General features: G+C 50.3%; 11 protein-coding genes. 10 read left to right on the top strand and 1 reads right to left on the bottom strand.

What is annotated here, in order from left to right:
- Positions 1–175: 175 nt before the first annotated feature.
- The 9 genes from H6629_13550 (at position 176) to H6629_13510 (ending at position 9,361) form a co-directional block, all read left to right on the top strand.
- Positions 176–1,234, top strand: coding sequence for a sulfotransferase (locus H6629_13550; protein MCB9068821.1), 1,059 nt, complete (start codon positions 176–178; stop codon positions 1,232–1,234).
- Between the two features lie 43 nt (positions 1,235–1,277).
- Positions 1,278–2,600, top strand: coding sequence for an O-antigen ligase family protein (locus tag H6629_13545; GenBank protein MCB9068820.1), 1,323 nt, complete (start codon positions 1,278–1,280; stop codon positions 2,598–2,600).
- Between the two features lie 290 nt (positions 2,601–2,890).
- Entirely contained in the window at positions 2,891–4,009 is a 1,119-nt protein-coding gene (locus tag H6629_13540; protein MCB9068819.1) for a pyridoxal-phosphate dependent enzyme, read from the top strand.
- Entirely contained in the window at positions 3,969–5,615 is a 1,647-nt protein-coding gene (locus H6629_13535) for a hypothetical protein (GenBank protein MCB9068818.1), read from the top strand. Before H6629_13540 ends, H6629_13535 begins: the two co-directional genes overlap by 41 nt.
- A gap of 56 nt (positions 5,616–5,671) precedes the next feature.
- Positions 5,672–6,472 carry a creatininase family protein gene (locus tag H6629_13530; protein MCB9068817.1) on the top strand — a complete coding sequence of 267 codons (801 nt, stop codon included), beginning with the start codon at positions 5,672–5,674 and terminating at the stop codon, positions 6,470–6,472.
- 122 nt (positions 6,473–6,594) lie between these two features.
- Entirely contained in the window at positions 6,595–7,728 is a 1,134-nt protein-coding gene (locus tag H6629_13525) for a cysteine desulfurase (protein ID MCB9068816.1), read from the top strand.
- Between the two features lie 136 nt (positions 7,729–7,864).
- Entirely contained in the window at positions 7,865–8,254 is a 390-nt protein-coding gene (locus tag H6629_13520) for a hypothetical protein (protein MCB9068815.1), read from the top strand.
- A 165-nt stretch (positions 8,255–8,419) separates the two neighbouring features.
- Positions 8,420–8,944, top strand: a complete 525-nt coding sequence (locus H6629_13515) for a helix-turn-helix transcriptional regulator (protein ID MCB9068814.1) — start codon at positions 8,420–8,422, stop codon at positions 8,942–8,944.
- A 27-nt stretch (positions 8,945–8,971) separates the two neighbouring features.
- On the top strand, positions 8,972–9,361 hold the full coding sequence (locus tag H6629_13510) for an S-adenosylmethionine decarboxylase proenzyme (protein ID MCB9068813.1): 390 nt from the start codon (positions 8,972–8,974) through the stop codon (positions 9,359–9,361).
- Between the two features lie 33 nt (positions 9,362–9,394).
- Here the strand turns inward: H6629_13510 and H6629_13505 are convergent, their stop codons facing one another.
- On the bottom strand, positions 9,395–10,168 hold the full coding sequence (locus H6629_13505) for an NAD-dependent protein deacylase (protein ID MCB9068812.1): 774 nt from the start codon (positions 10,166–10,168) through the stop codon (positions 9,395–9,397).
- Positions 10,169–10,368: 200 nt separating this feature from the next.
- Here H6629_13505 and H6629_13500 point away from each other — a divergent pair, with 200 nt between their 5' ends.
- Entirely contained in the window at positions 10,369–13,995 is a 3,627-nt protein-coding gene (locus H6629_13500; GenBank protein ID MCB9068811.1) for an AAA family ATPase, read from the top strand.
- Positions 13,996–14,045: the final 50 nt, after the last annotated feature.

The raw sequence follows: 14,045 nt of genomic DNA, 5'->3' as shown, positions 1-14,045 counted from the left end.
TCCAACCTTAACCTGCTGCATCAGAATTTTAGCCATCTCGTGCTGTTACCGTAACCCAACCTACACTGCACGCAACATAAATTATTTCCCGATTACAGTTGAACAACCGTTTTGGCGCTTTCCTTTTGGGAAAGCAATTTGCCGGACGCAACCCCAATTGAAACATGAGGGAAATATGAAAACGGAAATTTCACACGCCACCACCCGTTCACACAAAACCGGAAAACAAGTCGTGCATTTACTACCGGATTTAACAGTGCGTCACACCCGTTTTTCGCCGGTGCTGATGATCGGGCAGCCACGTTCCGGAACAACCATTTTGGCGCGAATGCTGCGGAAATATCTGAAAATCAACTCCGGGCCGGAAAGCCAGTTTTTCATACGAATGCAAAAAAAAGTGCCGCAATACGGCGATTTAAACATCGACAAAAACGCCATTTCACTCATTCGGGATATTGCCAAAGAGCGCTGTATTCGCCGCAATCAATTCAATTACAAAGTGGATGTTTCCGCAGTTTTGCAAGATTTGACCGAACGGCATTATCCGGCCATCATCGATGCAATTTACCGGCAATTTGCCCGGCACAACGGCATGATGCGCTGGGGCGATAAAACACCGGATTACATTGAAAACCTCAATTTGTTATACCGGATGTTTCCCCACGCACAATTTATTCACATTGTTCGGGATGGGCGTGATGTGGCATTGTCCAACAAATACGTCCATTTTGGGGCGCAAAATCCGGTTGTTGCGGCAATGGAATGGGACCGGCGGATAAAACTGGTCAACCAATTTGCGATGAAGCTGCCGACAGAGCAGTTTTTCGAATTGCGATACGAAGATTTTTTGGCCGATCCGGGCAGTGTTTTTCGGGATCTGATCGATTTTCTGGGTATTTCCGATCCCGACAAAACGTTGATCCGTTACATCGACAACCACATCCGCGAAGATTTAAAGCCCAACAATTTCAACAAATGGAAACAGCAATTCAGTGGTTCGGAAAAATTCAATTTCGAACGGGTTGCCGGATATTCGCTGCAACATTATGATTACGAAACCACGCTGACTTATCCGAACCCGCTTTCGGCTGCCGAAAAAAGCTACTGGCAACTCAAACACATCTGGCGAAAATACACCCGCAGCGATTCCTGGATGGATAATTTTTACAAATTAAAAATCCGCTTTCGCCAGAACACCATCTCAATCCGGAAACAAATGAAACTGACGAATTGAATTTGATGCGCCTGACCGATGACCAAAAAGGAGTTTTTCAGCAATGAGTTTAACTGCCATTATTTTCGCGCTGATCTATTTTTCAGGGATGATGTTGACATTTTACAATCCTGTTTTTGGTGTGCTCACCTATATTTTTGAATGGCACAATCACCCGCCCTATTTTTGGTGGGGTAACGATTTGCCGGATTTGCGCTGGTCTTACTCCATCGCGATTGTCACGGTAATCAGCCTGTTTATCAACAGCGGATCGTTGAAAAAAAGGGTACTCAAAGCGGATTACAAACCGCTGATCTGGATGGTTTTGATGGTTACGAATATGGCGTTGGTTTCCACATATGCGGCAATTATTCCGGAAATCAGTTTCGAACGAACGATAGATGTTGTCAAAAAAATTGCTCTTTTTGTGCTGTTGGTTAGCCTTGTCCGAACGCATGACGATTACCGTAAGTTGATGTGGATTATCATCTTATGCGTCGGATATATGGGCATTGTGGCGTTGGGAGGTTCCAACCGCGATATCGGCGTCATCGCCCCGAACGCAACGGAAGAAAACGCGTTGTCCGCACATGTGATGGCGATGTTGCCCATTTTCGGTGTGTATTTGCTGACCGCTGTAAAAAAATGGCAAAAAGCAATTATCGCGCTGCTCATTCCGTTTTGCCTCAACCTGATCATACTTTCGAACAGCCGCGCAACGATGGTGGCGCTGCTAGCAATTGGTTTGCTCTCGGTATTTTTGGTGAAAGGAAAATTCAAATTTGCGGTGTTGATTGGATTGGTGGTTGGCGGAGCAACATTTTTGCACCTGACGAACGACGATTTTCACGAACGCCAGCACGCCGAAACTTACAGCGATAACTCCGCCAGCAGTCGTTTGTGGCTGTGGCGCGGCGCATTCGAAATGTGGAAAGATCACCCGATGGGCGTTGGCGGCGGCGGTTTTGTCGATCTTTCGATGAGCTACATTCCCGAAATTGATAAACCGAAATCGCAACACAACACGTTTGTTGCGGCGTTCAGCGATTGGGGATTTATCGGCATTTTCCTTTATTTGGCGCTGCTCACCCATTGTTTGCGAATAACCATGACCGTGAAACGCTGGTCAAAATGGTATCCCGAACTGCACAAATATCATCTGGAAACAACCGCTGTTCAACTGGCGCTGATCGGTTTGGCGATTGCAGGCATGTTCCACAGCTTGCAATATTCCGAGGTTACGTTTTGGCTGTACGCTTTCGCAGTTATCCAGAAGAACCTCATTCGCGAGGAAATTATCGAGATTGAAAACGGAGAGTATTCCGAAACCGAATCCGTTTACGCGACCGAAACGGCGCTCTTTCCGGTCAGCCAGCCGGTTTGGTAACGAGATAAATTTTACCCGTTTGTTCACAGATTCCCATTGCTGAAAACCCGGGGATTTCCGCCGCCACGGAAATCCCCGATGTATTGCGCCAATTGCGATAGTTTGCCACTCAAATCCTCTTTTTTGCACACCTGCCCATTAAATTCCTGCCAAAACTTTTCCCCAATTCCGCTAATTTTTCACGAAAAATTATGTTCACCGATTTCATTTTGCGTACATTGGCGTATGCGAATTCAACGAATTCCATAATTTTCGACACAGTTGAACCAATCACACCAATGGAGCAACAGATGCCGTCACCGCCAAATGATTCAATTGAAACACAACAAGATTCCGTTGAAATAATTGATATGTTGGACAACGCCGTCGGTTCGATCGAAGAGATCACCCGCGAAACCGAAGACCAACAGAAAATTGCCACAGACACCAGTCAACCGCTGGACGAACGGCTGGAAGCATACGAAGATATCATCGATTCCGAGGTTGGCGACACCCATTTTTCCCGCGCCCGGAATCTCGAACGCATTTACGGTTTCCGGCAGATTTTCCTCAAATTTGAGGGCGGGAATCCTTCCGGCACTCAAAAAGACCGCATCGCTTTTGCACAGGCGATGGACGCCATCCGGCGCGGTTATGATGCGATTACCGTGGCGACCTGCGGCAATTACGGCGTGGCAATGTCCGTCGCCGCATCGCTGGCCGGTCTGCGCTGCCTCATTTATATTCCGGATAATTTTCACACCAGCCGTGTATCAGAAATGATAAAACTGGGCGGCGAAATTGTCCGCGTGCCCGGCGATTATGAAAATGCCGTCATCAAATCGCGCGAACGCGCCAAAAAAGATGAAATTTATGACGCAAATCCCGGCGGCGCAAACACGGGGCTGCAACTTCGCGCATACGGCGAAATCGCTTACGAAATTTACGACGAGCTGCGCGACGCACCCGCTGTTGTGGCTGTCCCGATGTCCAACGGTACCACGCTGGCGGGCATTTACAAAGGATTTCTGAGTTTGTACCGGCGCGGGAAAACTTCGCGGATTCCCAAAATTGTCGGTGGATCATCGTATAATAAAAACCCGATTGTGCAGGCGTTTCTCAAAAACAAACCGAACTGCGAAGACCTTTCGCCGGAACGCATTCGCGAAACGCGCGTCAACGAACCGTTGATCAACTGGCACTCCATCGACGGCGATTACGCACTGTGGGCGATCCGCGAAACCAGCGGCTGGGCAGCCAATGCATCGGACAAACAATTGCTGGCGCTCTCCAAACTCATCCGCGAACAGGAGGGATTAAACGTGCTTCCGGCTTCCACCGCCGGCATGGCCGCGCTGCTGGATACCCACAAAAAAACGCCGTTGCACAATGACCGTTTCGTCGTCATTTTCACCGGACGCCGGTCGTGATAATGGGTTTTGCCACAGTTTTTCACAAAAAATCAGCAATGTTTACCGGCGAAACCGTTGTTCGCCACAATCCCAAAAATCGAAAGTGAAAATAGACAGAATGAATTTTTCCACTCTGAAAAAACCGCTTTTCCCACAAATCTTAGTCATCGACCGACTGGAAATCGGTCCGGTGAAACTGGAAAAACGGCGGCTGATTGCCCCGTACACCGTCGTGAAAGGCACATTCAGCGAACAAACCGAGCTTATTTTTTCATATGAAGAAGATGTGTTCACGCCCGGCGAAGCGGCTTCGCAGCAACTCGCGAACATGATCGCCGCACAAATTGCGCTGAATTACGGCTTGTTCTGCAAACAGATTGTTTTTCACGGCGCATTCACTGAGGTTGATCGCCAATTTTTGCTGGCAATGGCAGACAACACCGCCACCGAAATTTATGTGAACAAATTGTTGCAGCCGAATCCCTTCCTCATCGGCGACGCCGCGAAACTGCCGGTGCTGCGGAAAAAAAGTTATCTGCAATCGACGCTGGTTTTCCCGGATCCGCTGCCGGAAAAACTACCGCAGTGGCAGGGCGATACCAAAAAAATCGCCATTTTATCCAGCGGCGGGAAAGACAGCCTGCTCAGCTACGGCGTGCTCAACGAGATCGGCTACGAAGTGCACCCGATTTTCGGGAACGAATCCGGGCGGCACTGGTTTACGGCGCTCAATTCGTATCGCCATTTTCGCGATCACGTGCCGCACACTGCCCGCGTGTGGATGAATAGTGATCGCCTGTTTAGCTGGATGCTCCGGCGGCTGCCGTTCATCCGGCAGGATTTCGCCACCATCCGGGCAGATATTTATCCCATCCGGCTGTGGACGGTTGCGGTATTCCTGTTCAGCATTTTGCCGCTGGTGCGCAAACGGGGGATCGCCCGCGTGGTCATCGGCGATGAATACGATTCCACCTGGGTGGATGCGTACGAGGGCATCGAACATTACAGCGGATTGTATGACCAAAGCCGCTTTTTTGATGAAGCGCTGAGCCAGTATTTTCAGCAAAACGGCTGGGGATTGCAGCAATTTTCGGTGCTGCGCCCGCTTTCGGAAATGCTGATTCTCAAAATTCTGGTGAACCGCTACCCGGATTTGCAGATGCATCAGGTATCCTGCCACGCATCGCACAAAGAGGGCGAGCGGGTGCATCCCTGCGGCAAATGCGAAAAATGCCGCCGGATTGTGGGCATGCTCGTCGCGTTTGGCGCCGATCCGCAGCGTTGCGGCTATTCACCCGCGCAAATCAGCCATTGCCTCAACGATCTCAAAACCAAAGGCGTGCATCAGGAATCGGCCGGTGCGCAACACCTGCTCTGGCTGCTCACCCAGCGCGGGCATTTAACGCTGCCGCCGCGCGAACAGGAATTGCTGAAATCGCATCCGAATATCATGAAATTGCGCTTTCACCCGGATCGCTCACCGGTGGATCTGTTGCCAAAAGACTTGCGCAAACCGTTGTTTAAATTGTATTTGGAACACGCTAACGGCACCGTTCGCCATAACGGAGAAAAATGGATGTCGTATGATCCGTTAAATGATAAAGCATTTGATAAAACGCAGTAGCGGCAATTAATGTATTGCTTCTACTATCTTGGTAAATCTTGAATAATGAGGAAAATATGCCACACAGAAATCTCGATAAACGGCATTTGCTGGGCGAAATGACCTGGCCGGAAGCCGAAAAAAAATTCCGGGAAGTGGATGTCGCCATTTTGCCGGTCGGCGCGATCGAACAGCACGGCCCGCATTTGCCGCTGGATACGGATTCATTCGATGCGGATTATCTCGCCAAAAAAGTAGCAGAAAATTGCAGCGATCCCAAACCGGTTGTGCTGCCGCTCATTCCTTACGGCGTGTCCTATCATCACGATGAATACAAAGGCACCATCAGCGTGAGCAACGAAACGTTGTCCAAATTTGTGTATGAAATCGGGATTAGCGCGGCACGCAACGGCATCAAAAAATTGTTAATTATCAACGGTCACGGCGGCAACGGACCAACGCTCAATTTCGCGGCACAAATGATCAACCGCGATGCCCGTATTTTCGTTGGCGTGGACAGCGGCGAAACCAGCGATGTGGACATCGATGCGATGATCGACACCCACAACGATGTGCACGCCGGCGAAATCGAAACCAGCACCACGCTGGCCATTCGTCCGGAATTGGTGCATATGGACAAAGTTACCGAATCCATCCCCAAATTTTCCAGCCGTTATCTCGATTTTTCCTACAAACGCGGGATATCCTGGTACGCCTACACCCACCGCATTTCCAAAAATGGCGTGATGGGCGATCCCACCAAAGCCACTGCGGAAAAAGGCGTCAAAATGTGGGAAGTTATGATTTCGCATTTGGTAAATCTGGTGGAAGATTTGAAAAGTATGACGCTGGAAGAAATTTACCAGCGGCGATATTAACGCAACTTTTTTTACGGTGTCATTCCGGCTGAAGTGTAACGGAATGCCGGAATCCCCGGGATATATTTTAGATTCCTGCCTTCGCAGGAATGACAATACAAACCATGAAACCAATGAATTTGATGAACCCAATCTACCTCGATTACAACGCAACAACACCAATCGCGCCGGAAGTGGCGGAAACCTTGCACTCGTTTTTGACCGATTTCTGGGGAAATCCGTCCAGCGGACATGCGTACGGGCGCGCGGCGAAACACACTATCGACACAGCGCGGCAGCAGGTTGCCGATTTGCTCAACTGCGATCCGTCGGAAATTATCTTCACGAGCGGCGGCACGGAATCGAACAATATGGCGCTGAAAGGCGCGGCATTTGCGTTGCGCGATCGCGGCAATCACCTGATCACTTCGCAAATTGAACATCCGGCGATCAGCGAAGTTTGCCAGTTTCTGGAAAAAAACGGGTTTTCGATTACCTATTTGCCGGTGGACAAATACGGCGCAGTCAGCCCGGTCGACGTGCAAAACGCCATTCGTCCGGAAACAATTTTGATTTCGATCATGCATGCGAACAACGAAGTTGGCACCATCCAGCCGATTTCGGAAATCGGCAACATCGCCCGCGATAACGGCATTTTGCTGCACACGGATGCGGCGCAATCCACCGGAAAAATCCGCACGGATGTGCAGGCGCTAAACGTGGATATGCTCAGCATCGCCGGACACAAATTGTATGCGCCAAAGGGCATCGGTGTGCTGTATTTGCGCAACGGCGTGCAGATCGATAAATGGATGCACGGTGCCAATCACGAAGGCAATCGCCGCGCGGGCACGGAAAACGCAATGTTCATCGCGGCGCTCGGTAAAGCTTGCGAAATTGCAATGACGCATCTCGATGAAAATCAATACTTTGCGAAATCGCTGCGCGATGAATTGCATCTGCAATTATCTGCAGAAATCCCCGGATTGCAACTCAACGGACACCCGGAAAAACGGCTGCCGAACACGCTGAATCTCAGCTTCCCGAATTGCGCTGCAGACCAATTGCTGGCAAATTTGCCGGAAGTTGCCGCATCCGCCGGCGCTGCCTGTCATTCAGGCGAAACGCATATTTCCGCAACGCTGCGGGCGATGCAAATTCCTGTCGAAATCGCTGCCGGTGCCGTTCGTTTTTCCACCGGCAAATTTCTCATCGAAAAAGATATCCGGCAAGCTGCGACAGCGATCATCCGGGCATACCGCAGATGCAGTTCGTAAATATTTTTTTGCCGCAAACACGCGAAGGCGGATAATAATCACCTTACAGATTTTCGTTTTTTGCCGTGCAACGGCGCATTGCAACTATTAGATTGTTAATTATCAAAATTAATCAAACCAAGCTTTGGGAAATTTTATGGAAAAAATTCTGGAACTGTTTGTCGTTTTGGAGAACAAACCCGGTGCGGCCGGCGAAATGTTCCGCATTCTCAAAAAACACAATATTACGGTTTACGCTACCGCAATGTTCATCGATTTTGCCCGCGTGCATGTAAACGATGCGCAAAAAGCACTGGAGTTGTTGCAGAAACACGGCTATCAGGTTGAGCTGCGACAGGCGCTGCGGGTTATTTTGCCCAACAAACGCGGCAATCTGATGGAGCTCGCCCAAAAAATCGGCAACGCCGGCGTAAACATCGATTATTTGTATTGCGCGTTGCAGGAAACCCAAAAACGCGGCACAGTTATTCTGGAAGTTGATCAACCGGATTTAGTCATCAAGCTGTTTCAAAACCACGAATTTTAATCCTTTTTGCAATTTCAACAGCCACTAATTTAATGTTTATCACAGGCTGCTATTTGTTTAATATTTTAAACAAAATGTTTCAATAAAAAATATTTTTGTATTGAATCGCTTTCGCGAAACATATAAATTATGCGGCGATTAACAAAGGATGCGCGGGTTTAATATATGGAAATCGGAGCAAAAATACGTCGGTTGCGAAAGTTGCGCGGGCTAACAATTGAGGAACTGGCAACGGGTGCGGAATTGACAAAAGGATTTATTTCGCAAGTTGAGCGCGACAAAACCGTGCCCAACGTGTTAAACCTGAAGCAGATTGTCGAATTTCTGGGTGTGGATCTGGCTAAATTTTTCCGTGATTTTGAGGAAAACGAGCACAGTATTTACACCAGAAAAGATCGTGTTGAGGAAACCAAAGGCAAGGATTTTCAAGTATTTAGCCTGATTCCCAAATTGAAATATCTGGAAATGGAACCGATGGTGGTAACCATTGCCCCATTCGCCGTTTACGACAAGAGTTTTGAAGATGACGAAGGTTTTGGATATATTTTGAAAGGCACGCTGGAGCTGGTTGTTGACGAGGAAAAACGTAGCGTTACCCGCGGGGCCTGTTTTTACATTTTTTTTGATAATCGATTAATTTTAAAGAACTTAACAAACAAACCTGCAGAAGTCCTGCTGGTTAATTATTAAACACGAAAAAGGAGTTGAACGTTGTCGATGAACGCTTTGGGACGTCATATTCTGGCTGAGTTTTACGGATGTGATGCCAACATTCTGAACGATTCACAGATGATCGAAGCATACATGAAACAGGCTGCCCTGGAATGCGGCGCAACAATTGTCAGCTCGACATTCCACACATTTAACCCGCACGGTGTCAGCGGGGTTGTGGTCATCGCAGAATCTCATCTTGCAATCCATACCTGGCCGGAATACGGATATGCCGCGGTCGACGTTTTCACCTGCGGTGAAACGGTTGATCCGACAGTAGCAAATGATTCCCTGAAAGAATCGCTTCAGGCTGAAAAAGTAAAAGTGATGGAATTAAAACGCGGTGAATTGAGCAGCAACAAAGTGCTGCCACACAAACCGGTTATTGCAGAATAATCAGCACCTTATGGGATCTGGAAGAATGGGGAATTATTTAATTTTTCCCCAAATATCGCGCATTGCCTGCACGGCGCCAGTTCCTATTTTGGTGGCTACAATTGAAGAAATATCGGTTTCAGCGGGGTTGATTTCCACCGTTGGAATGCCCCGCTCAGCCGCATGAATGACCGGAGCGGAAATGTAGGGAAACAGGCTGCTGGTTCCCACGCTGAACACCACATCGAATCCCCGGGCCAGTTCGGCAGAGAGCTGCGAAATTTTCTTTTCTTCCAGAAATTCCCCAAATAAAATTACATCCGGACGCATAATAGTGCCGCAATTCGGACAGTCCGGCGGCAAATCGATGCCCGAATAATCCACATTTTCGATGCGCTCGGCACATTTCGGGCAAATCAGCGTGCGTAAATTCCCGTGAATTTCAATCACATTTTGCGAACCTGCATCAACGTGAAATCCGTCCACATTTTGGGTCAGCACACAAACCCGGCGGCCAGTATCCTCGATTTCCGCAATCACCTGATGCGCCGCATTGTGCAACGCGCCGCGCGATTTCCTCTCAATTTCTGAGAGGTATTGCCAAGTCAGTTGGGGATTGTTTCGCATCATAAAACCGGAAAGCGCTTCTTCGATGGGAATATCATGCTCGGTAACTTTGCCATCGTACAACCCGCCGATGCCCCGGTAAGTCGGCAAGCCGGACTCCGCCGAAATGCCCGCACCGGTAATAAACAGGACTCGTTTGGCAGTCGCCAACTGATCAGCAACCTGTTCAATTTTTTGCCAATACGTTCCATTTTCAGCCATTGGATTGCCCCTCAATCAATGTTTGAACTGGAAGATTTATATATCAATTTTAACCATATTTTAGCATGAAGTAAATGACCTTTTAGAATAGCTGCAGCAGCGAAAAGCGGTTCCGCAAGTTTTGCTGGCAATTAATGTAAAAATTGTTAAATTAAACAGTTACGTGATGAATTTTTAACGGATCGATCATCCGGAAATTTATGAGCAAAGCGACAGAAAACCTCTACATCGATTTTCAGCGAAACCGGGAACGACTGCAAGAGCAACTGGCACAAATTGTCCGGCGCTATGGCAAACCGGTTTTCCCGGAAGACAACAGCAATGCCTTGCTCGGCTCGTATGTCCGGGCGTTTTTTTTGCCCGGTGAACCCCGCAAATTTTTTATCTCCAACACATCGCTGAAGCCGGAATATCTCGATTTGACCGTTCGTCCGGCGCAAAATCCGTCACAGGTGCAACTGCCGAACGGCGTTACGCTGGGCATTCGCGGGCATCTTTTTCCGACGGATCACGTTGCGCCGCAACTGGTGGTGGATCGCATTGTGGAAGTGGTTGCCATGCCGCCGCGCCCGTTCGAGGCAACCATTGATGTCAACTGCAACCTCTCCGGCGATCACACCGAGAAAAATATCCTCGCTCCGGAATTGATTGCAAAGTTGCCGGAAATTGCGCTGCAAACCCGGGAAAATTTGCATCACTGGCGCGATTATCTGGATTGGAAACGGGAAATCATTGAGCGCGAACTGGGCGGCATTCGCTATCTGGACGCATCGCTGGAAAATGAACAGCTCAAATTTCATGTGATCGCCAAAAACGAGCAGGAATTCCGGGAGATGGAATCGCTGTTCCGGGAAGATTCGCTGAGCGTTTTTCCGCTGCGCTATTCGCAAAATGAATGGGAATTTCGCTATGCGCGGGACAACCGTTTTTTCTCCGGCGTGATGCTCGGCGATTTTCGGGATGCGCAACCCGCGAACGCTGCCGCATTCAAAAAATTGCTGCGCGGATGTCCGTGGGAATCGCCGTTTGTGGCGCTGGTGCGATTCGATTTGCCCGCCGATGACCGCGATCAACTGCCGGCGATGAAGCCCGCCGAACGAACGATGTATCTCGAACAGCGCATGGCGCAACTGCCGGAAAACGGTTTTTTGGCAAATTCGCTAATTGGTGATTTTACAGTACTTTACCGCCAGCAACAAGCGCTGGACATGCTCGAACGGCAATCCGGATTTGCACCGTTTATTTCCGCGTGGCTGTTCGATATCGACAAAGCCACGCCGCCGCAACTCAGCACACCCATCGACGATTGGCTGATGCCGAACATCAACGCCGGGCAAAAACGCGCGGTGCAAAAAATGCTCGATGCGCCGGACGTTGCGCTGGTGCAGGGTCCGCCGGGAACCGGAAAAACCACGGTCATCGGCGAGGCAATTTACCAGCTCGCGCGGCAGGGGAAAACCGTGCTGTTGGCATCGCAGGCGAATCTGGCGGTGGACAACGCGCTGGAAAAATTGGCCAGCGTGCCGGATATCCGGGCGATCCGGCTGGGTCGTCGCCACAAATTATCCGCCGAAGGCGAGCGATTCGCCGAAGACCGCGTGCTGGAAAAATTTTACCAATCGCTGGCGGACGCTGCCGAAACGCAATTTTTGAAACCGTGGCAAATTCAGGATGCGCAATTGAACGCCCTCCGCGATGCGCTGGACTGGTTCGAAATCCGCGAAAACCAGCTTGCCGAAGCCGCCAAATCGAGTGACATTCCGGCGGAAAAATCGCCAAAACTGATGGCGCTGGAACAGTTGCAATCACAGGTTTCGGGACTGCTGCAATTGCTTTCCGGCGATGAACTTGCGGAAATTTCGCTGCCGGAAAAACTGGCTGCAGTGGTGGAAAATGCGTTTGTAAATCCGCTGCAACATTTGAGCGATGCGCTGGTGGATTTGCTGGTTCCGCCGTTTCAACCGGAACGAATCCCCCACCGGACACCAATCGCGACACAGTTTCCCGCTTTGTGGCGGGCGTGGCTGCGGCTGCAATCGCAACTGCCGGACATTCGCGATGCTGTCGCCAAAATCCGCGAACCGCAGCAGCCGGATAGCGAAAAAATTTCGCAGCTTCAGCAATCGCTGGCGACAGTCGAAGCTGCGCTGGAATCCGGCGATGACAGCCAACTTGCCGAATGGCGAACGCTGCGCCGCGAACTCGCCGAATCCAGCCGATCAGCCAAACCAAACCTGAAATTGCTGGCGGAAATTTTCAATCTCTCACCGGATCTGGAGCGGCGGCTTTCCGGCGACGACAGCACCCGACAACAGGCGCTGACAGTGGTCGAAAACGGGCTGAAAACCATCGAATCGACCGGAAAACGCATCGAAAAAGCCCGCGCAAAGCTGACCGAAAATTTGCGGGAAATGCTCAAAAATCTCGAAGAAAAGCAGCAACTGCTCGCCAAAACCGCCGCCAAAACCGATACCAAACAACGCGAACAGCACATCAAAACGCAGATTGCTGCGGAGCTGCGCGAACAGGCTAAAATCTGGCAATCGCGCGGCTGGCTGCCCGAGCAAACGGCGCTGGACGATCCCGCCGCCGTTCGCGACGAACTGGAGCACCGGCTGGTGGAATCCGCCGCCAGTTTTGCGCTGGAAGGTGACTTCCGGGAACGTTGGGCACCGTTCATTTCGCAATGGCACTCGCAGTTGCGCAATCCGGTGCAGGCGACGCTGGATCACCCGCATCTCATCGATACATATCTCGATTTGTGCAATGTTGTGGGCGTCACCTGCAACGAAAACCCGCGTTTGCTGGAAGGCAAAAACAAACATTTTTTCGATGTCGCGATCATCGACGAAGTGAGCAAAGCCACCCCGCCGGAGCTGCTGATGCCCATGTTGCTGGCGCGAAAAACCATCCTCGTCGGTGATCACCGGCAGTTGCCGCCGCTGTTCAAAGAGCGCGAAGGCTCGTGGGAAGAAGCGCTCGAAGATGCGCCATCTCGCCTGAAAACGTTGCTTACGAAAGAAAATTTTTATCGCTTCCGCGATATGGTTACCTCGTCGCTGTTCAAAAATTATTTTGAGCAGGCTGCCGGCGCGATAAAAGAAACGCTGCTGGTGCAGTATCGCATGCATCCGCAAATTATGGCGGTGATCAACCATTTTTACGAACACCGGCTCACCTGCGGACTGCCGGAACCGGATCGCCAGCGCAGCCACGGCATGACCATCCCGGCACGCGACGGACGGCGGTTTATCGTGCCGGAAACGCATGCGCTGTGGGTGGATACATCGCGGGATGCGCAGGGCAAACCGCAATATGAGCGGCAAAGTGGCACCTCAAAAATCAATCCGTTGGAAGCAACACTGATGATCGAGTTGCTCCGCAAAATTGATGCGCAATCCCGCAAAAACGGCTTCGGGCCGGACAAACGCAAAGCGGTCGGCGTGATTTCATTTTACGGGCGACAGATCGGCGACATCCGCAGCCGCATTCGCCGCGAACGGTTTGAGGTGCTGGACATCGACGTGAACACGGTGGACCAGTTTCAGGGTAAGGAAAAATCGATTATTCTGGTGAGCCTCGTGCGGCATTTGCCCGGCGGCGCGAACGCGAACATGCAGTTTGTGGCGCAGTTCGAGCGCATTAACGTGGCGTTTTCCCGGGCGCAGGAATTGCTGGTGATCTTCGGTGCGAAAGATACCTTCGCCGGTTGCGAAGTGGAGCTGCCAAATATGGATCAACCCGGTAGCGTGAAAAAGCATATTTACGGCGACATCATCGAATCGCTGAAAAGCGGCGGACGGCTATTTTCCTCGGCAACAATTTAATAATAAACAACAGTTTACACCCCTTCGAATAACCGTCGTACAATTTCTTT

This window comes from Calditrichia bacterium, from assembly GCA_020634975.1.
In the GTDB taxonomy this organism is placed as follows: Bacteria; Calditrichota; Calditrichia; order RBG-13-44-9; family J075; genus JACKAQ01.
Note: the sequence above shows the minus strand (reverse complement) of the source record. Positions and strands in the feature narration are given on the sequence as shown.

Coding starts and splice junctions, on each gene's coding strand:
- H6629_13550 (MCB9068821.1), top strand. CDS start 176: ATGAAAACGGAAATTTCACACGCCACCACCCGTTCACACAAAACCGGA.
- H6629_13545 (MCB9068820.1), top strand. CDS start 1,278: ATGAGTTTAACTGCCATTATTTTCGCGCTGATCTATTTTTCAGGGATG.
- H6629_13540 (MCB9068819.1), top strand. CDS start 2,891: ATGCCGTCACCGCCAAATGATTCAATTGAAACACAACAAGATTCCGTT.
- H6629_13535 (MCB9068818.1), top strand. CDS start 3,969: ATGACCGTTTCGTCGTCATTTTCACCGGACGCCGGTCGTGATAATGGG.
- H6629_13530 (MCB9068817.1), top strand. CDS start 5,672: ATGCCACACAGAAATCTCGATAAACGGCATTTGCTGGGCGAAATGACC.
- H6629_13525 (MCB9068816.1), top strand. CDS start 6,595: ATGAACCCAATCTACCTCGATTACAACGCAACAACACCAATCGCGCCG.
- H6629_13520 (MCB9068815.1), top strand. CDS start 7,865: ATGGAAAAAATTCTGGAACTGTTTGTCGTTTTGGAGAACAAACCCGGT.
- H6629_13515 (MCB9068814.1), top strand. CDS start 8,420: ATGGAAATCGGAGCAAAAATACGTCGGTTGCGAAAGTTGCGCGGGCTA.
- H6629_13510 (MCB9068813.1), top strand. CDS start 8,972: ATGAACGCTTTGGGACGTCATATTCTGGCTGAGTTTTACGGATGTGAT.
- H6629_13505 (MCB9068812.1), bottom strand. CDS start 10,168: ATGGCTGAAAATGGAACGTATTGGCAAAAAATTGAACAGGTTGCTGAT.
- H6629_13500 (MCB9068811.1), top strand. CDS start 10,369: ATGAGCAAAGCGACAGAAAACCTCTACATCGATTTTCAGCGAAACCGG.